Here is a 19,663-nt window from a genome sequence, read left to right as displayed (position 1 = left end):
AAAATCCTGTTACAAGCGTTTTTTTATTGTCTAAAAAAGAACGCTAATCAAAATAAACGAGGTTTTTCAGTACCCTCCATAATGTTGGTGTTTTTTTATCTTAAAATTGTTAATTACTCTTTAGTAAAAGGTATTTTCTGCCCATCACTCAAAATCATGTCTAATCCTGTTTTACTTTCATTAAATTGAAATGTAATTCCTGCTTGTTTAGACTCGAAAGTATCTTTTGCAATACGTTCAACAGTAAACTTTGGATAATCAGTCATTGCAACATTTAGAACATTGTTCTTTTCTGAAAACACAATTTTTATTGGAACATTTTTATTAGAATAGGTTCCTAAATATTCATCTAAGATAATGTCAACATCAATCATACCTACCGATGATGTCCAAATATTGTTGTTTTCGTTACTATCAGGAAATACGTGATCTGGATCTATTGTAATGCTTTCAATTTCCTCGGTAGAATTGTGCTTGAATGACCAGTCAATGTTTCTTTGCCAAATTTCAACCGGTAATTTAACTCGAGTTACATTTCCGCTTTTAGTTTTTATATCTAAAATAACCGGCATGGCCATTTTTTCTAAGTTATCAATTGAAATTATAACTCCTTGTTTTGGATCATTTTTTATATATTTAATCGAGTTGATTCCTTGGTCTAAACGCCAATTGTTTTGAAACCAGCCTCTCCAAAACCAACTTAAATCTTCTCCCGCGACGTTTTCAATTGTCCTGAAGAAATCATCTGGTGTCGGATGTTTGTATGCCCAACGTTCTACATAAGTACGTAAAGCCAAATCAAAACGTTCCGGCCCTAAAATCTGTTCACGCAAAATCACCAACCCTGCACTAGGTTTAGAATAACATAAAAGACCTATGTTGGCTTCTTTCATATTATCGGGTGAACTCATTATTGTTTCATTCTTTGGATTGGTATAATAATCCGCATATAAATGTAAATCCGAAGGTTTTGGTTTATATTCGCCATTATTAAAATCTACAGCACTTAGCGAATTGATAAAAGTATTGAACCCTTCGTCCATCCAGGCAAACAAACGCTCGTTTGAACCGACAATCATAGGAAACCAAATGTGTCCAAACTCGTGATCCGTAACACCCCATAAATCTTCCCCTTTCGATTCCCAACTACAAAAAACGATTCCCGGATATTCCATTCCACCTTCATTACCTGCCACATTTGTAGCTGCTGGATAAGGATATTCCATCCATCTTTTAGAATAATTTTCTATGGAAGCTTTAGTATATTCTGTTGAACGTCCCCAAGCATCATTTCCTGCACTTTCTACCGGATAAACGGAGATAGCCAATGATTTTTTTCCACTTGGCAAATTGATTTTTGCAGCGTCCAAAATAAATGCAGCCGAAGACGACCAGGAAACATCACGAGCATTTTTGATTTTATAATTCCATGTTTTAGTCGTTTTAGAAATTGTTTTTGACAAATTTCCAACTTCCTCAGCAGTACGAATAAAAACTGTTTTATCACTTAGTTTCGCTTGAACCAAACGCTTTTGCTCTTCGGTTGTATAAACTGCCGTAGGGTTTAGCAATTCACCGGAACAAACTACAATATGATTGGATGGCGCTGTAATATTCACTTCAAAATCGCCATATTCCAAATAAAATTCCGAAGCTCCTAAATATGGATTTACGTTCCAGCCTCTTACATCATCATACACACACATACGAGGATACCATTGGGCTATAGTAAAAATTTTACCGTTTTTAGTCTCCAAAACACCCATACGATCCGAACCTTCAAAAGGAGCAATAAATGAAAAGTCTATTTTGATTTTCACGGTTCCACCTTTGGCATTCAATCCTTTCGGAAGGAAAACCTGCATACGAGTATCACTAATAAGGTAGTTAGCCTCCGTTTCTGTTGATTTACCTTTGCTTATTAAAATCACTTTCACCGATTTTATTTTATGCCCACCGTCAAAAATTTGACCTTGCGCCCCATTTCGGCTTCCTGTAATAGGAACAACTGCATTTCCACGGGAATCTGACTTAAATAAATTTTGGTCCAAGTTCATCCAAACAAAAGCCATTTTATCAGGACTATTGTTAGTATAAGTGATGATCCCAGTTCCTGTAATTTCGTTGTTTTTTTCATCCAATTTCGCCGATAATTTATAATCGGCTCTGTTTTGCCAATATTCAGCTCCTGGCTGACCACTTGCTGAACGGGTACTTGTTCCGTTTTTGGTATAAAAAAACGGAGCAAAAGCATCATGGTAATCATACTTTGAAACTTCGTTAATCGTTGCATTTGAAGGAGTTTGTTGCGCCCAAATAGACGTAATTCCCAATAATAAAGTCAAATGTAGAATGACTCTGAAGCGAATGTTTTTCATTTTTTTGTTGTTTATATCACAAATAAATGAAAAAAAAGAGAATTTTAAACTATTTCGAAAGAATTGATTGAATTTAAAAAAAAATAAAATTAGACGTAATCCCAATTATTATTAAAAATTATAAAATATATTTACCATTTAAAATCAATTTTAAATTAACTGAAAAACCATTTTGACAACTACGATTAAAAACTCGAATCTAAACGCGGAAATTAAGCACTTAGGAGCTGAATTAGTTTCCTTAAAAACTAATTTGAACAAAGAATATATTTGGGAGGGAAATCCTGATTTTTGGGGCAAACACTCTCCCATTTTATTTCCAATTGTTGGAACTTTAAAAAACAATTCCTTTCATTACGGTAGAATCGAATATCATTTATCCCGTCATGGTTTTGCCAGAGATATGGAGTTTGAATTAGTTGATAAAAAGGAAAATAGCGCTACTTTTTCGATACAATCTTCTGAAGAAACGCTAAAAATGTATCCATTTGCATTTGAATTGCAAATCATTTATACATTGGAAGAAAATAATTTAGGTATTGAATATAAAGTTATCAATAACGGAAAATCACCGATGCCTTTTTCTATTGGAGCACATCCCGCTTTTGCTTTGCCGGGGAAATTCGAAAATTATTCCATTGCATTCGAAAAAGACGAAACTTTGGAATATTATCTTTTGGAAAATGATTTGATTTCAAATAAAACAAAAAAATTAGAAGCTCAAAACAAACGAATTCCATTGACTTACGAATTATTCAAAAATGACGCCTTAATTTTCAAAACATTAGAATCCAATTCATTGACAATTTTGGAAAATGAAAATCCGATTTTAAGAGTACATTTCGAAGATTTTCCAAGTTTAGGAATTTGGACAAAAATGAATGCGCCCTTTCTTTGCATCGAACCTTGGTTCGGTTATTCGGATACTAACGAAAATTTTGGAAATCTATTTGAAAAAGAAGGCATTCAAATTCTGCAAGAAAAAGACACTTTCAAATCGAAATTCAGCATCGAAATCCTTTAATTTGCACAAAAAAATCAATAAAATATGTTAACCATAAATTTTAATCCTTTTCCAAATCTGGAAACCGAGCGTCTATTATTAAGACGTGTTGATGAGAATGATGTAAACGAAATTTTCGCTTTACGTTCTAACCAGGAAACCATGAAATATATTCCCAGACCTTTAGTAAAAACTACTGAAGATGCCTTAGAACACATTGCTATGATTGATACTAAAATCGAAAATAACGAAGGAATCAATTGGGGAATTACGCTTAAAGATAATCCAAAACTCATTGGCCTTATTGGTCATTACCGAATAAAACCGGAACATTTTCGTGCAGAGATTGGTTATATGTTACTTCCTGAATTTAATGGAAAAGGCATCATTTCTGAAGCTGTAAAAGAAGCTGTTAATTATGGTTTTAAAGTAATGAAACTTCATTCTATTGAAGCAATAATTGCCCCTGAGAATCATGGGTCTGAGAAAGTTTTAGAAAAAAATGGTTTTGTAAAAGAAGCCCATTTAAAAGAAAATGAATTTTTTGAAGGCCGCTTTTTGGATACTGTTATTTATTCCATTTTGAATAAATACTAATCTTTAAACAATGAATATTTTCTAATTTTTTAAAATCACAAAAATTTCTTAAAAAATAAAACAGGAAATTTCTTAAATCAAATGTTTCTATATTTGTCGCCAAAACTAATTTCTTTAATGAAATAGAAGCTGGTTAAATTACTTTTATGAAACAAATACTTATATTTTTTATCCTTTTCTTTTCGATTCATTCACAAAGTCAAACCTATGTAAAGGTTAATGCTTTAACCACATTACTATCAATTCCAAATGTAGGTATCGAAACCAGTATTGGAAAAAAATCTACTTTCCAGTTCGACATTTTGGCTTCACCCTGGAAATCAGTAGACGGTAAACCGAGACAATTTTACACTTTTACACCAGAATACCGGTATCATTTTAAAGAAAAGTACAACGGGTTTTATATTGGAGCACATATTGGAGCCAGTATATTTAATTTCCAAAAATGGAATTATTTAAATACAGATAAGTATGAAAAGGGATTTGGATATCTTATGGGAGCAACTATTGGATATCAAGCTAAAATAAATGATAAGTTTGTGTTAGATTGCTTTTTAGGTGGTGGCTCTAGTCAAGGTTTCTATAAAGGATATTATATTGGTACTAACGAACGTTATGAAACTGCTAAAAAATATAACAAAAGCGGGGAATGGATCCCATACAGAGGGGGCGTAATGGTTTCTTACAAATTAAATTAAACCTATTTCAGTAATTTAGGCAATGATTTTATGTACAAGTCTTCTACTTGTTTTCTAGCCCAATCTGTTTTTCGTAAAAAAGTCAGACTGGATTTTATGGTTGGATTATCCGTAAAACATTTAACTTTTATGAGTTCTCCCAAAGTATCAAATCCATAATATTCGACTAATTGTTCAACAATTTTTTGAAGTGTTATTCCGTGTAAAGGGTCTTTTGATTTCGAATTTTCCATTTTGCAAATTTAAGTATTTATATAAAAACAATTGGTGTTTCGTAGATTTGTTTCTACCTTTGTATTCCTATGCTGAAAACAATAAATATCTACAATAAAAGAGCCAAATTCGACTATGAAATAATCGAGACATTTACTGCTGGAATTGTTTTGGCAGGAACTGAAATTAAATCCATTCGATTAGGAAAAGCTAATATTACAGAGAGTTTTTGTGAATTTAGTAACAACGAACTTTTTGCCATCAATACTTACATTGAAGAATACGCTTTTGGAAATCAATTCAACCACAAAGCCAGAAGCGAACGTAAATTACTTTTGAATAAAAAAGAATTGAAAGGATTGATCAAAAGCGTTCAGGCCAAAGGACTAACCATTATTCCTTTGAAATTGTTTACCAATGAAAAAGGAATGGCCAAACTACAAATTGGTCTTTGCAAAGGAAAAAAAACCTATGACAAACGCGAATCCCTTAAAGAACAAGACACCAAACGTGATCTTGACAGAATAAAAAAATCATTTTAAATTACATTTTAAGTCTAAAATTATATTTTTTTATCAAAATAAAATGACTAAATTTGTCAAGACAATTTAAAACATTTTTTTATAAAATGAAAACACTACTCAAAAATGCAAGAGAACAAAAAGGACTCAAAACTAGAGAAGTGGCTCAACTTTTAGGAATTGATCAAGCATTGATTAGTAAATTTGAAAGTGGCAGCAGAAAACCCACCAGAGATCAAGTTTTAAAACTTGCGGCTTTACTTGAAATAGATATAGAAACTATAATGGTAGCTTGGCTTAAAGAAAAAATTCTTTATGAAATAGGTCAAGATGAATTTGCATTAAAAGCATTACTGGTTGCAGAGGAAGAAATAAGATATCAAAGTAAATCTTCTAAGAAAAAGCTATCGACAACATTGCAAAAAATTTTAGACGAAATAGATTCCTTGAAGACAAAATTGGATTCTTTTAGAGCGTTTGATAGTTATCGAATTACTCAGGCATTAGAATTAGAATATACTTATGAAAGTAACCGTATCGAAGGAAACACCATGACGCTTCGGGAAACTGATTTGGTTATCAATGAAGGTTTGACTATTTCGGGGAAAAGTATGCGGGAACATCTTGAAATAATTAATCATCAGGAAGCGATTGCTTATATCAAAGATTTAATGCAAAAAAATACTTCCATAAATGAACGTGAAGTCCTTTCTATTCACAATCTTATTTTAAGAGGTATTCATCCGGAAGATGCGGGTCGCTATAGAAAAGTACAAGTGATGATACAAGGAAGTAGCCATATGCCACCACAACCTTTTCTGGTTGCCAAAGAAATGGAAGATTTTTTTATTTGGTTCGAAACCAATAAAAACAGTCTTCATCCTATAGTTTTGGCTGCCGAAGTACACGAACGTTTAGTCGCCATTCATCCATTTATCGATGGAAACGGCAGAACGTCACGCTTGGTTATGAATTTGGTTTTATTGCAACATGGCTGCATCATCGCTAATATAAAAGGCGATTATGACAGTAGAATACAATACTACCAAGCACTAGAAACAGCTCAAACTAAAAATAACAAAGACGATTTTTTACTGTTTATTGCTCAAATGGAAAAAGAAAGCTTAGAACGTTACCTAAGTATTATTGGTCAATAAAAAACCCGCTAAATACCTACCGTCTGGACAAAATTTAAAATAGGACACAGATAATACAGATTAAAAAGATTTACACAGATTTTATGATATTATAAAAAAGAGAGCCACGAATTTCATTAATTTTCACGAATTAATTCGAGTAAATTAGTGAAATTCGGGGCTAAAATTTCGTTTGAATATTTATGTCCAGACGGTAGGCTAAATGCAGGTTTCTATTTTAATTTTTATCTTCTAATAATGGGACGAATCGGAATTCACCAAACTCATGTTTCTCAAATTGTGTTTCGTTTTTTCTTATTAGTAAAGTCATAATTTGGACATCTTCTCCTAACGGAATAACCAACCTTCCTCCTATTTTTAACTGTGCCATCAAAGGCTGAGGAATAAATGGAGCTCCTGCAGTTACAATAATACTATCAAAAGGCGCGTAACTTGGCAATCCTTTGTATCCATCTCCAAAAGAAAGATGTTTGGGACGAATACCTAATTTTGGAAATAAAACAGAAGTTTTCTTAAACAATTCGTTTTGTCTTTCTACGCTAAAAACTTTTGCTCCCATGGTATACAAAACAGCCGTTTGATACCCTGAACCTGTTCCGATTTCCAAAATTTTATGTTCTTTTTTCACTTCTAATAATTGGGATTGAAAAGCTACTGTATACGGTTGAGAAATGGTTTGGCCTGCGCCAATAGGAAATGCTTTATCTTGATAGGCATAATCTTCAAAACTGGAATTTAAAAATAAGTGTCTTGGGATTTTTTTTATCGCATCCAAAACACTTTTATCAGTAATGCCTTTTTGTTCTAGAACGCTTACTAATTGATTCCGAAGTCCTTGATGTTTGGCTGTGTCTTTCAAAATTTGATATTTTATTTTGGTAAAAATAGAAAACAATTTCTAATTTCAAATATTGAAAATTGAATTTAAAATACATTAAATAATTGTTCATTATCAATAAAAAATTAATCAATTTATTGCTATTTTTGTACAAATTACATAATTATGCTGAAAATTGGAGTATTAGGTGCCGGTCATCTAGGAAAAATACATTTGCGTTTATTACAACAATCAGAAAAATATGAATTGGTTGGTTTTTATGATGAAAATTTCGAAAATGGAGCTAAAATAGCTGCTGAATTTGGCTACAAACAATTTGATACTATAGCCAAATTAATTCACGCTGTTGATGTTATAGACATCGTTACTCCTACGCTTTCTCATTACAAATGTGCCAAAGTTTCTATCAAATCGGGAAAACACGTTTTTATTGAAAAACCCATTTCTACAACTGTTGAAGAAGCTGAAGAAATAATCGCTTTAGCCAAAGAATACAATGTCAAAGGACAGGTAGGTCATGTAGAGCGCTTCAATCCTGCATTTATTGCAACCAAAAACATGATCGAGAATCCGATGTTTATTGAATCGCACCGTTTGGCGGAATTCAATCCTCGTGGTACGGATGTTCCCGTAGTTCTTGATTTGATGATTCATGATATTGATGCTATTTTGAGCGTTGTAAAATCCAAAGTGAAAAACATTAGTGCCAGTGGTGTTTCGGTTATAAGTGAAACTCCGGATATTGCTAATGCCCGAATTGAATTCGAAAATGGTTGTGTTGCTAATTTAACTGCAAGCAGAATTTCGATGAAGAACATGCGTAAATCCCGTTTCTTCCAAAAAGATGCCTACATATCAGTTGATTTCCTTGAAAAGAAATGTGAAGTGGTAAAGATGAAAGATGCTCCGGAAGTTCCTGGTGATTTTGATATCATTTTACAAAATGCGGAAGGTGTAAAAAAACAAATCTATTTTTCAAATCCTGATGTGGAACAAAACAACGCTATTCTTGACGAATTAGAATCATTTGCTGATGCAATCAACAATGACACTATTCCTGTTGTAACATTAGAGCAAGCAACAGAAGCTCTAAGAGTAGCTTACCAAATTATTGATTGTTTTAAAAAATAATTCATTGATGAATAATAAACTAGAAATCAAATTTAAAAATCAAAAACAATTTTTTGAAATTTTAGAAGAAGATATTATTGTTGAATTAAATACTGCAAAACATAATTTAAAATATAAAATCCCTTTTGAAGAGATAAAAAGCAACCAGTATATTGATAAAAATAAAGAGAGTCCTATAGTGCTCGCTTTTTATACCTCTTTGCTTTTCAATATTTTGATACTTATATATTTCATTTCTGAATATTATAAACTTGAAGCCCTATTAATTCAAAGCATTATCATGTCTATTTCTCTCTCATTTATTTTTGTTATCAAAAATTACAATGAGGGACATGATGAAAAACATATAGAATCATCAAAAGTTTTTTATTTCATATATACAAAAAAAAATGCTCATGAAGTTGATGCTTTTATTGATTTGATTTATAAAAAGCAAATTGATTTTTTTAGAAATAAATACTTTTTAATTGACCCTATCTTACCTTATAATGCACAATACGAAAGATATATTTGGCTGTATAGTAATAAATATATAAATGAAAATGAATACGAGGTAATAAAAGAGGATTTAGATAAATACTTTAATTTTAATTTTAACATATAAATGAAAACAATAGCCGTAATCGGAGCAGGAACAATGGGTAACGGAATTGCCCATACTTTTGCCCAAAGTGGTTTTACCGTAAAATTAATTGATGTTTCAGAGCAATCTTTGGATAAAGGAATGGCAACAATTGCTGCCAATTTAGACCGAATGCTCACAAAAGGAACCATCACACAAGAAGATGTTGTAAAAACAATTACTAATATAATTACTTACACAGATATCAAAGATGGCGTTGTAGGCGTTGATTTAGTGATTGAAGCAGCTACGGAAAACGTTGAGTTGAAACTAAATATTTTCAAGCAATTAAACGAAGTTTGTTCTCACAATACGATTTTGGCAACCAATACTTCTTCCATTTCCATTACACAAATTGGAGCCGTTGTAGCACATCCGGAGCGCGTTATTGGGATGCACTTTATGAATCCGGTGCCTATTATGAAATTAGTCGAAATCATTCGTGGTTACAATACAAGTGATGAAGTAACTAAAATCATTATGGATTTATCCGAAAAACTAGGAAAAACGCCTGTTGAAGTAAACGACTATCCTGGTTTTGTTGCCAATAGAATTTTGATGCCAATGATTAATGAAGCTATCGAAACGCTATACAACAAAGTAGCTGGTGTTTATGAAATTGACACCGTTATGAAACTAGGAATGGGACACCCTATGGGACCTTTACAACTAGCCGATTTTATTGGATTGGATGTCTGTTTAGCTATTTTAAATGTAATGTACGACGGATTCAAAAACCCAAAATATGCCCCTTGCCCACTATTGGTAAACATGGTTCGTGCCGGAAAAATGGGAGTAAAAACCGGAGAAGGTTTCTACGATTATTCTGAAAGCAAAAAAGCGGAGAAGATTGCTAAACAATTTATATAGTCTAAATGTTTAAAAGTCGAAAGTCTTAAAGTGAGTTTCTTTAGACATTCGACTTTAAGACTTTTGACTTTTGACATAATTATGGCCAAAATAGTTCCTTTCAAAGCAGTTCGTCCCACTCGTGATAAGGTATGTCTTGTAACTTGTCGTTCATACGATGAATATTCAGCGGCTGAACTGGCTGCGCAATTGGATTTTAATCCATTATCCTTTTTACATATTCTAAAACCTGCTTATACCAATCAGGAAACCGTTTCTTTTGAAAAAAGATACCGACAGGTACATCAAAAATATCAGGAATTCAAAAATGAGATTATTTTAGTCAAAGATAAAAAACCTGCTATTTATATTCATAAAATTATAACCAAAACCCATTCTTTTACAGGACTTATTGTTGGGACAAGTGTAGAGGACTATCGCAACAATATCATAAAAAAACACGAAGACATTTTAGCTTTTAGAGTCAAATTGCTTAAAGACTATATGAAATATTCAGAGTTCAATACAGAACCAGTTTTGATGACGTATCCCGACAATAAAACAATAGAAAATTGGATTTTTAATTGTACTCAAAAATTAGCCGATTTTGAATTTTCGACTACCGAAAAAGAAATACATTACTTGTGGAAGATTGAAGATTCTTTAGAAATAGATTGGCTACAGAATATATTTGCAAAAACAGAAAGTCTTTATATCGCAGATGGTCACCATCGCACTGAAGCTTTAAAATTATTGTCTGAGGAAAATGAAAATCCAGAAAACGCTGCAAAAGATTATATATTAAGTTATTTAATTTCCGAAAATAACGTCAAAATATACGAATTCAATCGTTTAATAAAAGATTTAAATGGTTATTCAAAAGAGGATTTCATCAAAGAATTGAATAAGAATTTTATTATTGAAAATAAACACCAACAGCCATTTAAACCTGCTGAAAAACATCAGTTCGGAATGTATCTTGACAATGAATTTTATAGCTTAATTTTACGTAAAGAAAATGCTTTTTTCAATACAGCCTTAGATAGTTTAGACACGCAAATTCTTTATAAAAAAGTACTCTTGCCGCTACTCGCCATCAAAGATTTACGCAATGACGAACGCATTGAATACGTGTCCGGAAAACAATCCGTATTAGAAGTAAAACATAAAATTGACCAAGGAGAATTTGAAATAGGTTTCATATTATTCCCTTCAAATATTGGAGAAATCAAAGCTTTGGCTGATGCCCATTTAATTATGCCTCCAAAAAGTACTTATATCGAACCTAAGTTCAGAAGTGGTTTAGTAATTTATGAACTTTGATTTCATATTTTAAAAAATAAATTAAAAGATTAAAAAAATGTCAATAGCTAAAAATTTACTTTCGATAAAATCTACTTTACCAGAACACGTAACCCTCGTTGCGGTTTCAAAAACCAAACCCGTTGCTGATTTAATGGAAGCATATGAAGCCGGTCAACGTATTTTTGGAGAAAACAAAATCCAGGAAATGGCGGAGAAATGGGAACAAATGCCCAAAGACATTCAATGGCATATGATCGGTCACGTTCAGACAAATAAAGTCAAATTTATGGCACAATTTGTGAACTTGATTCATGGAGTGGATAGTTTGAAATTATTACAAGAAATCAATAAACAGGCACAAAAAAACAATAGAGTTATCGATTGTTTATTACAAATACATATAGCAGAAGAAGAAACTAAATTTGGTCTCGACGAGGAAGAACTCGCTTCTCTCCTTTCTTCAAATGAATTTCAGGAAATGAAAAACATTCGAATCGTTGGATTAATGGGAATGGCTACTTTTACGGATAATAAAGACCAAATTAGAAAAGAATTCACTCATTTGAAATCGATTTTTGATGGATTACGTAAAGATGCATCAAGTAAAGACGCACTGCAGTGCGTCTCTACGTTATCAATGGGAATGTCTGGCGATCATCAACTCGCAATTGAGTGTGGAAGTACAATGGTTCGAATAGGAAGTAGTATCTTTGGAGGAAGATAAATTCAATAGCAATTTCAATAAAAAAATGAAACAAAGATGGACGTTAACGAACCTAATTTTGATAAAATTTACAATTTTGAGGATCATTTGGTTAGTTTTGCCGGGGAATGTATATTTTTCGTTAGAAAATTAGAAAAATCTTATGAACTTGATTATTATAAAAACCAACTTATCAGATCTTCCGGTAGTTCATCTCTTAATTATGGTGAGACACAAGGTACAATAACTAGTAAAGATTTCATTTTCAAAGTTTCATTGTCTATTAAAGAATTGAAAGAATCCAGAAACTCTTTAAAAATTATTGATTATATAAAGGCTGGAGATTCAAAAGAAAGAAAATGGCTTTTGACAGAAGTTGAAGAACTTATCGCAATAGCTTCAAAAATGATAATTAACAACAAATAAATCAATGGCAATGGCAAAAAATCAATTGCAATAGCAATGACAAAATTCAATTACAATTATCAAAAATTCATATTAGAAATTGATAATTAAAGTTGCTTTTTTTTATTGAAATTGAAAAATTGATATTGACATTGATTTTTGATATTGATATTGATATTGAAAATGTACGCAATACTCGACATAGAAACCACTGGAGGACAATTTAACGAAGAAGGAATCACCGAAATCGCCATCTATAAATTTGATGGTCATGAGGTTGTAGATCAATTCATCAGTTTGGTTAATCCTGAAATCCCAATTCAGCCTTTTGTAGTGAAACTGACTGGGATTAATAATGCCATGTTGCGTTCTGCTCCCAAGTTTTTTGAAGTTGCGAAACGCATTATCGAAATGACTAATGATTGTGTCATTGTCGCTCATAATGCTTCCTTTGATTACAGAATCTTAAGAACCGAATTCAGACGATTAGGATATGATTTTGAAGCCAGAACACTTTGTACTGTTGAATTATCCAAAAAATTAATCCCGGAACAACAATCCTATAGTTTAGGAAAACTGGTTCGTGCCCTTGGAATACCAATGGCTGACAGACATAGAGCCAGTGGCGATGCAATGGCAACGGTAAAATTATTCAAAATGCTTTTGGAGAAAGATTTAGAAAAAGAAATTGTAAAAGATTTCATTAAGTTAGAAATCGAAAAAGGAATTGCTCCAAAATTATTAGATATTGTCGCAAGCTTACCAGCCAAAACTGGTACGTACTACATTCACAATGAAAAGGGGAATCTAATTTATATTGGCAAAAGCCGAAACATCAAAAAACGTATCAACCAACATTTTACGGGAACTTCTGCTAAATGCAAAAAAATTCAAGCCGAAGTTTTCACAGTAACGTATGATGAAACCGGAAGCGAATTAATTGCTTTATTGAAAGAAAGTGAAGAAATAAAAGTCAACAAACCAATCCATAATCGGACGCAAAGAAAAAGCATTTTCCAATTGGCTTTATATGCCGAAAAAGATGAAAAGGGATATCTTAATTTGAAACTTCAGAAAGCGGATGGCAGAAAAAAAGAAATCACCTCATTCACTTCCCTGCAAGAAGGAAAAAATGCGTTGTTCAGAATTACTTCCCATTATAATTTGTGTCAAAAGTTAACTGGTTTGTATGTTTCAAAAACAAATTGTTTTCAATACAATATAAAAGAGTGTGACGGTGCTTGTATAGGAGAGATTTCTGCTGAAGAATACAACGCAAGAGTTCAGGGTTTTATAGACAAAAACAGTTTCGAAAATCAAAACATGGTGCTTATAGACAGAGGAAGAACCATCAACGAACGCAGTGCGGTTTTGATAGAAAATGGAATTTATAAAGGATATGCTTTTTATGATTTAAATTATCAAATCAACAACATCGAAATCCTTAAAAATATTATAATACCGATGCAAAACAATCGCGATATACGTAATATTATTCAAGGCCATGTTCGAAAAAGCAAAACACTAAAAATTATAAGATTTTAATCGCATTCTATTAGTCCCTAAACAAATATGCAAAGAATAAAATCAAAATTCGACAGTTTTAGACAAAAAACCAATGTCGTAATCTACGGAACAAATACGGCTTCCGGACGATTATTTGACCTCATTCTTTTAGGAATTATTGTGTTGAGTGTCATCATAGTTATGCTCGAAACGGTCAAAGGTTTTGATACAAAGTACCACAATGAACTTATTGTATTGGAATGGATTATTACGATTTTCTTTACTTTAGAATACATTCTTAGAATTATTTCCATAAAAAAACCCATAAAATATATTTTCAGTTTCTACGGGATAATTGATTTGATAGCTATTTTACCAATGTATTTATCATTCTTTTTTGTAGGAGCAAGTGTTTTAACGGTCATCCGAGCCCTTAGATTATTGCGGTTATTTAAGATTTTAAACCATCCGAAATTTTCTAGCCAATCCATTCATTTAAAAGAAGCCTTGATTGCCAGTCGAGGGAAAATACTTATTTTCATATATTTCATGTTAATCAGCAGCATAATAATAGGCTCCGTAATGTATATCGTTGAAGGAGAAGAGGGTGGTTTTACCAGCATTCCTATCAGTATTTACTGGACAATTGTAACGCTGACAACGGTAGGATACGGAGATATTTCACCCATAACTCCACTGGGACAAGCCATCGCCTCGGTAGTAATGATAATGGGTTACGGCATTATTGCAGTACCTACGGGAATTGTCACCGCTGAATTTGCTAACAACAATCGTAAAAAAAATAGAGCTGATAAAATCAACCCATGTCCTAGTTGTGGAACCGAAGGACATGAATATAACGCAAAATACTGCTATCATTGTGGTGCAGATTTATAATCTATTAATTTAAAGCTAATTCCAGTTGTACACTGCAACTCCTCGTTATTCAAGTTGTTTTTCTAAGGCATAAAAGGAGCTTCCTTTGGTCGCTCTTTTACACCACGAAAAAAGAACTTTCATAACTCCGGGGTTTTCGTTTCCACCTGGGCTAAAAAACATGAAATACCTAATAACTATTATCGGACCTACGGCTATAGGAAAAACTTCCTTGAGTATTGTATTAGCTAATTATTTTAAATGTGGCATTATTTCCTGTGACAGCCGACAATTTTTTAAGGAAATGACCATTGGAACTGCTGTGCCAAGCAAAGCAGAATTAGAAACAGCACCCCATCATTTCATCCAAAATAAATCCATATTCGAGAATTATACCGTTGGTGATTTTGAGAAGGAAGCCATTGCCAAACTCAATGAATTATTTTTGACCAATGATTATGCGATTCTGGTTGGTGGTTCTGGTTTATATGTCGATGCTATCTTAAAAGGTTTTGATCAATTTCCTGAAATCGACTCGGCAGTCCGCTCAGAAATAACAGCTAATTATGAAAAATTAGGGATTGGATATTTACAACAAAAACTAGAAACACTAGATTCCGATTATTATAAAAGCTTGTCAATCGAAAATCCTCAAACTTTGCAAAACCCACAACGAATGATGCGTTTTGTGGAAGTATGTTTGGGTTCAGGTAAACCGTATTCTTCTTTTTTAAACCAGAAACAAAACACTCGAAACTTCACTCCTATTTTAATAGGTCTCGAAGCTGACAGAAAGATAATTTACAACCGTATCAATCAACGTGTTGACATCATGATGAACGACGGTTTATTGGCTGAAGCGAAAAAATTATTTCCAAACAAGGAATTGAATGCTTTACAAACCGTGGGTTATAGAGAATTATTTAGTTATTTTGACAGAGAAATTTCATTAGAATTCGCCATTGAAGAAATAAAGAAAAACACACGAAGATTTTCTAAACGACAGTTGACTTGGTTTAAGAGAAATGAAAACACAAAATGGTTTGATTTTGAAACTCCTTATGAAGTTATTGTAGATTACATCAAAAAAAATAAAAGCTAACAAAAACTAGGAAACAATTTTAGACTGTTTTCCAAAAATTATAATTCACATAGAGGACATATCGGTATGAAAGCACTAAAACTAATTGGTAAAGTTTTATTTTTAATTTTTACTTTATATTTGATAATTCCATATTCAATAGCTTTGCAAATTAAAATTGAACAACCAAATTTTAAAAATTTAGATACTAAAAGCTTTGTCTTTTTGGGTGTAATTCTACTCATTTTTATAATAATAAACTTTAAATTGTTTTATCCTCATTTTAAAATAAATCCTAAATCTAAGAATACAAATTCGTAATTCATAATTCATAATTATTTATATGCCAATAGCTCCAAATTTCACTTCCATTTTAAGCAAAGACTGGGAAATCAATTTTACTCAATGCGCACCAAATGGATTTTTAAAATACACTGACTTGTGTAATATTTTGCAGTTAACAGCAGCGGCACATTCGGAAATTGGCGGGATTAGTTTTTTGGATATGCAGGAATTCAATCAGGCTTGGGTTTTGAGCAGAATGCGTGTTGAAATTACTAAATTACCAAAATGGGGAGATCTTGTAACCGTGAAAACGTGGATCAATTCGCTAGAAAATTCCCGTTCGGTACGTGCTTTACAAATGCATGTGAATGGAGAAAAAATTGTAGGTTCTGAGACTTTTTGGGCCGTTTTCAACACGAAAACCCGCAGACCGGAAGGATTGGCTTTACCGTTTGAACATTTTGAATTATATCCAGAAAAAAGAGCTACTCAGGAAGGATTTTCTAAGATTAATTTCAATCATGAAAAAGAGATAGTTTTTGAAAAAAACGTGTTCTTGTCGGATTTAGATATTGTAAATCATGTCAATAATGTAAAATACCTGGAATGGTGTTTGGATTTGGTTGACGAAAAATTAATTCTGAATCAAGCAGTTAAAAGTTTTGAAATGAATTTCCTTAAAGAATTGTCTTTAAAAGATAAAGTAATCATTCATGAAAATATTTCTGAAAGTGAAACTATATTTAGTATTACAAAAGAAGATAAAACCAGCTTCGCTTTACAATTGAATTGGAAATAAATAATTATCTTCAAATTATGGATGATGTTAACCGATACGAATAACCCTGATTACTTCACTAAGTTAATATTTTTATTTGGTGTTCAGAATTTCATTTGAAGTGAAAAGCATTTTGAAATAAAAACCCACATTTCCCAAAGAAAAAAAGCGACCAAAGGAAGCTATCGTCTGGACACAAGTTTAAAAAGGACACAAATAACACAGATTGAAAAGATTTACACCGATTTTATGATATTATAAAAAAGACAGCCACGAATTTCACTAATTTACTCGAATTAATTCGAGTAAATTAGTGAAATTCGTGGCTAAAATTTCGTCTGAATATTTGTGTCCAGACGGGTAAGCCAAAGGAAGCTCTTTTTTATGCTACTTTATTTTTTACAACTAATCTAAAACCTTCGCCGTGAATGTTTAAGATTTCAACATCTTCATCCAGTTTCAAATATTTTCTCAGCTTAGCGATATACACATCCATACTTCTCGAAGTAAAATAGTTATCATCTCTCCATATTTTTGTCAAGGCCAATTCTCTTGGCATTAAATCATTTTCGTGAAGAATCAACATTTTCAATAATTCATTCTCTTTTGGAGACAATTTTATTGGTTCTTCATTATCATATGTTAGAAAACGAAGTTTAGAATTCAAATGGAATTTACCAATATTAAATTCAAATTGTACTTGCTCTGCTTTTATATCAGAAGATTTTCTTTGAATAATGGCTTTGATTTTCATCAACAATACTTCTGAATCAAAAGGCTTGTTCAGATAATCATCAGCACCTGCTTTATATCCTTTCAACACATCTTCTTTCATCGATTTTGCTGTCAAGAAAATAATTGGCACTTCATTATTCTTTTCTCTGATTTCTTTAGCTAGGGTATAACCATCTTTATATGGCATCATTACATCCAGAATACATAAATCATAAGTATCTTTTTTGAACTTTTCAAATCCTTCCATCCCATTTTTCGCTAAAGTGACATCAAAATCATTTAGCATTAAATAATCTTTTAGTACTGCACCAAAATTAAGGTCATCTTCAACTAAAAGTATTTTTTTATTTACATTTTCCATGTTCTAATTTATTAATGGTAATTTTATTATGAAGGTACTGCCTTTTCCCTTTTCACTTTCTACATAAACTTGACCGTTATGGTCTTCAACTATTCTTTTTACATACGCTAAACCTAGTCCGTGGCCTTTAACATTATGTATATCTCCTGTATGTTCTCTATAAAATTTTTCAAAAATTCTTTTTTGAGCCACTTTACTCATTCCTAGACCATTATCCTTTACTTTAATAATAACCATGTCTTTAACATTTTCGGTAAAAACATCAATCTCCGGAACATTTGGGGAATATTTTATTGCATTTTCTAAAATATTAACAAGCACATTCGTAAAATGCACATCATTTATTAATACAGTAGTTCTATTGGCGTCAAAATGACTTGTAATTGTTCCTTGTCTGTCTTCTAAAATCAAATTCACATGCTCGATAGCATCATTAATAACATCGTGAATGTTATTAGAATCTTTATTAATGTCTAATTCTTTTTTCTCCAGTTTAGAGATTCTTAAAACATTTTCAACTTGCGCGTGCATTCGTTTATTTTCATCTCTAATCATTTGAAGGTATCTAAAAACCTTTTCCTTATCATCAATTATTTTTGGATTCTTTATTGCGTCCAAAGCCAAATTAATAGTTGCTATAGGAGTTTTAAACTCATGCGTCATATTGTTGATGAAATCTGTTTTTATTTCTGATATGTGACGTTGACGAATCAATTGGTTCAATGCACTTGAATAAGCAATAATAATAATAAGCGTAAATATGATCGAAAGTACGGTTATACTAACGAGTTCAGATAACAAGAATTTCTTTTTATGAGGAAAAGTAACCAATAATTGGTATTTACTATTTCCTTCATTATCATTAAATATTGGAATCGAATACGTGGCTTCTTTATCATATTTAAAATCATCCGATTTTATTTTAGTAGCCAAATTATTGCTGTATATGCCAAATTCAAATTTTGTATTTACACCATATTCCTCTAGTTCTTTTTTTATCAATTTACGTAATAATTCTTTTGAAACTCTTTCTTCAAGAGGCATTGCGGATGCAATATCTTTAAAGAAAATTTCAAATTGCGCATTATCTAAAACATCTAAATTTCCGGATTTTTCAATCCTAACATCTGGTATTAAACTTTGTTGAACACCTGAATTATCTATATTGTTATTGTTATAAACTTCGGTAACACGTTTAGAATTAAAACTCTTAAACCTTTCATTGTCAAATTTTTTATCAAAGAACGTTGAAGATATATTGTAATCTTCAGATATGATACTATTTGAATATATTATGGTTTTATTCGTTCTGGGATTCTTTTGAACGTAATAAAATTCTAATAAATCATTCTTTTTTGGAATCTTTCCAGTACTGTCTTTATAATGATTGTATTTATCATAAAAACTGTATGCTTCCTGTTGTTGCAATTTATCGGCTACATTGCCAATAACCTGCTTGACATGAAATTTGAATTGTTCATCATTGTTTTTAAATGAGGTATTAAACCAATATACCTGAACAAGAATTATTCCTATCAGGGACAAACTCATCAACAATACGAGCAATCTAAAAAAAAGTTTATTCATCGAGACAAAATTAGTATTTTAACAATATATTAAA

20 protein-coding genes are annotated in these 19,663 nt (G+C 31.8%); 15 read left to right on the top strand and 5 right to left on the bottom strand.

Annotated elements, in window-relative coordinates:
• Positions 1–113: 113 nt before the first annotated feature.
• The gene (locus FNW38_RS06170) at positions 114–2,378 is read right to left on the bottom strand and encodes a M1 family metallopeptidase (protein WP_143386510.1); all 2,265 of its coding nucleotides are present in this window, start codon (positions 2,376–2,378) and stop codon (positions 114–116) included.
• A gap of 172 nt (positions 2,379–2,550) precedes the next feature.
• Here FNW38_RS06170 and FNW38_RS06165 point away from each other — a divergent pair, with 172 nt between their 5' ends.
• From FNW38_RS06165 to FNW38_RS06155, 3 genes are all read left to right on the top strand, one after another.
• Complete coding sequence (locus tag FNW38_RS06165; protein WP_143386511.1) at positions 2,551–3,402, top strand: aldose 1-epimerase family protein; 852 nt, start codon at positions 2,551–2,553, stop codon at positions 3,400–3,402.
• 24 nt (positions 3,403–3,426) lie between these two features.
• Positions 3,427–3,978, top strand: a complete 552-nt coding sequence (locus FNW38_RS06160) for a GNAT family N-acetyltransferase (RefSeq protein ID WP_143386512.1) — start codon at positions 3,427–3,429, stop codon at positions 3,976–3,978.
• Between the two features lie 146 nt (positions 3,979–4,124).
• Positions 4,125–4,676, top strand: coding sequence for a DUF3575 domain-containing protein (locus FNW38_RS06155; RefSeq protein ID WP_143386513.1), 552 nt, complete (start codon positions 4,125–4,127; stop codon positions 4,674–4,676).
• A 2-nt stretch (positions 4,677–4,678) separates the two neighbouring features.
• Here FNW38_RS06155 and FNW38_RS06150 read toward each other — a convergent pair whose 3' ends face one another.
• On the bottom strand, positions 4,679–4,909 hold the full coding sequence (locus FNW38_RS06150; RefSeq protein WP_143386514.1) for a VF530 family protein: 231 nt from the start codon (positions 4,907–4,909) through the stop codon (positions 4,679–4,681).
• A gap of 69 nt (positions 4,910–4,978) precedes the next feature.
• Here FNW38_RS06150 and smpB point away from each other — a divergent pair, with 69 nt between their 5' ends.
• On the top strand, positions 4,979–5,431 hold the full coding sequence (gene smpB / locus FNW38_RS06145; protein WP_143386515.1) for an SsrA-binding protein SmpB: 453 nt from the start codon (positions 4,979–4,981) through the stop codon (positions 5,429–5,431).
• Between the two features lie 86 nt (positions 5,432–5,517).
• Complete coding sequence (locus FNW38_RS06140; RefSeq protein WP_143386516.1) at positions 5,518–6,567, top strand: Fic family protein; 1,050 nt, start codon at positions 5,518–5,520, stop codon at positions 6,565–6,567.
• Positions 6,568–6,784: 217 nt separating this feature from the next.
• On the opposite strand, the gene FNW38_RS06135 is transcribed toward FNW38_RS06140, so the two are convergent.
• Positions 6,785–7,426, bottom strand: coding sequence for a protein-L-isoaspartate(D-aspartate) O-methyltransferase (locus FNW38_RS06135; RefSeq protein WP_143386517.1), 642 nt, complete (start codon positions 7,424–7,426; stop codon positions 6,785–6,787).
• 144 nt (positions 7,427–7,570) lie between these two features.
• On the opposite strand from FNW38_RS06135, the gene FNW38_RS06130 reads away from it, so the two are divergent.
• The 10 genes from FNW38_RS06130 to FNW38_RS06085 all read left to right on the top strand — a co-directional run bounded on the left by FNW38_RS06130 (position 7,571) and on the right by FNW38_RS06085 (position 16,967).
• Positions 7,571–8,536, top strand: a complete 966-nt coding sequence (locus FNW38_RS06130) for a Gfo/Idh/MocA family protein (protein ID WP_143386518.1) — start codon at positions 7,571–7,573, stop codon at positions 8,534–8,536.
• Between the two features lie 7 nt (positions 8,537–8,543).
• A complete protein-coding gene (locus FNW38_RS06125; RefSeq protein ID WP_143386519.1) occupies positions 8,544–9,140 on the top strand; it encodes a hypothetical protein in 597 nt (198 codons plus the stop codon).
• Entirely contained in the window at positions 9,141–10,028 is an 888-nt protein-coding gene (locus tag FNW38_RS06120) for a 3-hydroxyacyl-CoA dehydrogenase family protein (RefSeq protein ID WP_143386520.1), read from the top strand.
• Between the two features lie 81 nt (positions 10,029–10,109).
• A complete protein-coding gene (locus FNW38_RS06115) occupies positions 10,110–11,330 on the top strand; it encodes a DUF1015 domain-containing protein (RefSeq protein WP_143386650.1) in 1,221 nt (406 codons plus the stop codon).
• 37 nt (positions 11,331–11,367) lie between these two features.
• The gene (locus FNW38_RS06110) at positions 11,368–12,036 is read left to right on the top strand and encodes a YggS family pyridoxal phosphate-dependent enzyme (protein ID WP_143386521.1); all 669 of its coding nucleotides are present in this window, start codon (positions 11,368–11,370) and stop codon (positions 12,034–12,036) included.
• A gap of 36 nt (positions 12,037–12,072) precedes the next feature.
• Entirely contained in the window at positions 12,073–12,441 is a 369-nt protein-coding gene (locus tag FNW38_RS06105; RefSeq protein ID WP_143386522.1) for a four helix bundle protein, read from the top strand.
• Between the two features lie 162 nt (positions 12,442–12,603).
• A complete protein-coding gene (locus FNW38_RS06100; RefSeq protein WP_143386523.1) occupies positions 12,604–13,965 on the top strand; it encodes an exonuclease domain-containing protein in 1,362 nt (453 codons plus the stop codon).
• 27 nt (positions 13,966–13,992) lie between these two features.
• Positions 13,993–14,823, top strand: coding sequence for an ion transporter (locus tag FNW38_RS06095; protein WP_143386524.1), 831 nt, complete (start codon positions 13,993–13,995; stop codon positions 14,821–14,823).
• A gap of 160 nt (positions 14,824–14,983) precedes the next feature.
• On the top strand, positions 14,984–15,904 hold the full coding sequence (miaA, locus tag FNW38_RS06090; RefSeq protein ID WP_143386525.1) for a tRNA (adenosine(37)-N6)-dimethylallyltransferase MiaA: 921 nt from the start codon (positions 14,984–14,986) through the stop codon (positions 15,902–15,904).
• Positions 15,905–16,226: 322 nt separating this feature from the next.
• Entirely contained in the window at positions 16,227–16,967 is a 741-nt protein-coding gene (locus FNW38_RS06085; protein ID WP_143386526.1) for an acyl-[acyl-carrier-protein] thioesterase, read from the top strand.
• Positions 16,968–17,328: 361 nt separating this feature from the next.
• On the opposite strand, the gene FNW38_RS06080 is transcribed toward FNW38_RS06085, so the two are convergent.
• Both FNW38_RS06080 and FNW38_RS06075 read right to left on the bottom strand, forming a co-directional pair.
• Positions 17,329–18,042, bottom strand: coding sequence for a response regulator transcription factor (locus FNW38_RS06080; protein WP_143386527.1), 714 nt, complete (start codon positions 18,040–18,042; stop codon positions 17,329–17,331).
• 3 nt (positions 18,043–18,045) lie between these two features.
• The gene (locus FNW38_RS06075) at positions 18,046–19,629 is read right to left on the bottom strand and encodes a sensor histidine kinase (RefSeq protein ID WP_143386528.1); all 1,584 of its coding nucleotides are present in this window, start codon (positions 19,627–19,629) and stop codon (positions 18,046–18,048) included.
• Positions 19,630–19,663: the final 34 nt, after the last annotated feature.

It is taken from the genome of Flavobacterium gawalongense, from assembly GCF_007097265.1.
GTDB lineage: Bacteria > Bacteroidota > Bacteroidia > Flavobacteriales > Flavobacteriaceae > Flavobacterium > Flavobacterium gawalongense.
This window is presented reverse-complemented; position numbering and strand designations above follow the sequence as displayed.

What these genes read in the sequence shown, in the direction of transcription:
- FNW38_RS06105 (WP_143386522.1), top strand. Translation starts at nt 12,073, where the DNA reads ATGGACGTTAACGAACCTAATTTTGATAAAATTTACAATTTTGAGGAT.
- FNW38_RS06120 (WP_143386520.1), top strand. Translation starts at nt 9,141, where the DNA reads ATGAAAACAATAGCCGTAATCGGAGCAGGAACAATGGGTAACGGAATT.
- miaA (WP_143386525.1), top strand. Translation starts at nt 14,984, where the DNA reads ATGAAATACCTAATAACTATTATCGGACCTACGGCTATAGGAAAAACT.
- FNW38_RS06160 (WP_143386512.1), top strand. Translation starts at nt 3,427, where the DNA reads ATGTTAACCATAAATTTTAATCCTTTTCCAAATCTGGAAACCGAGCGT.
- FNW38_RS06100 (WP_143386523.1), top strand. Translation starts at nt 12,604, where the DNA reads ATGTACGCAATACTCGACATAGAAACCACTGGAGGACAATTTAACGAA.
- FNW38_RS06150 (WP_143386514.1), bottom strand. Translation starts at nt 4,909, where the DNA reads ATGGAAAATTCGAAATCAAAAGACCCTTTACACGGAATAACACTTCAA.
- FNW38_RS06085 (WP_143386526.1), top strand. Translation starts at nt 16,227, where the DNA reads ATGCCAATAGCTCCAAATTTCACTTCCATTTTAAGCAAAGACTGGGAA.
- FNW38_RS06075 (WP_143386528.1), bottom strand. Translation starts at nt 19,629, where the DNA reads ATGAATAAACTTTTTTTTAGATTGCTCGTATTGTTGATGAGTTTGTCC.
- FNW38_RS06115 (WP_143386650.1), top strand. Translation starts at nt 10,110, where the DNA reads ATGGCCAAAATAGTTCCTTTCAAAGCAGTTCGTCCCACTCGTGATAAG.
- smpB (WP_143386515.1), top strand. Translation starts at nt 4,979, where the DNA reads ATGCTGAAAACAATAAATATCTACAATAAAAGAGCCAAATTCGACTAT.
- FNW38_RS06155 (WP_143386513.1), top strand. Translation starts at nt 4,125, where the DNA reads ATGAAACAAATACTTATATTTTTTATCCTTTTCTTTTCGATTCATTCA.
- FNW38_RS06130 (WP_143386518.1), top strand. Translation starts at nt 7,571, where the DNA reads ATGCTGAAAATTGGAGTATTAGGTGCCGGTCATCTAGGAAAAATACAT.
- FNW38_RS06110 (WP_143386521.1), top strand. Translation starts at nt 11,368, where the DNA reads ATGTCAATAGCTAAAAATTTACTTTCGATAAAATCTACTTTACCAGAA.
- FNW38_RS06125 (WP_143386519.1), top strand. Translation starts at nt 8,544, where the DNA reads ATGAATAATAAACTAGAAATCAAATTTAAAAATCAAAAACAATTTTTT.
- FNW38_RS06170 (WP_143386510.1), bottom strand. Translation starts at nt 2,378, where the DNA reads ATGAAAAACATTCGCTTCAGAGTCATTCTACATTTGACTTTATTATTG.
- FNW38_RS06095 (WP_143386524.1), top strand. Translation starts at nt 13,993, where the DNA reads ATGCAAAGAATAAAATCAAAATTCGACAGTTTTAGACAAAAAACCAAT.
- FNW38_RS06080 (WP_143386527.1), bottom strand. Translation starts at nt 18,042, where the DNA reads ATGGAAAATGTAAATAAAAAAATACTTTTAGTTGAAGATGACCTTAAT.
- FNW38_RS06140 (WP_143386516.1), top strand. Translation starts at nt 5,518, where the DNA reads ATGAAAACACTACTCAAAAATGCAAGAGAACAAAAAGGACTCAAAACT.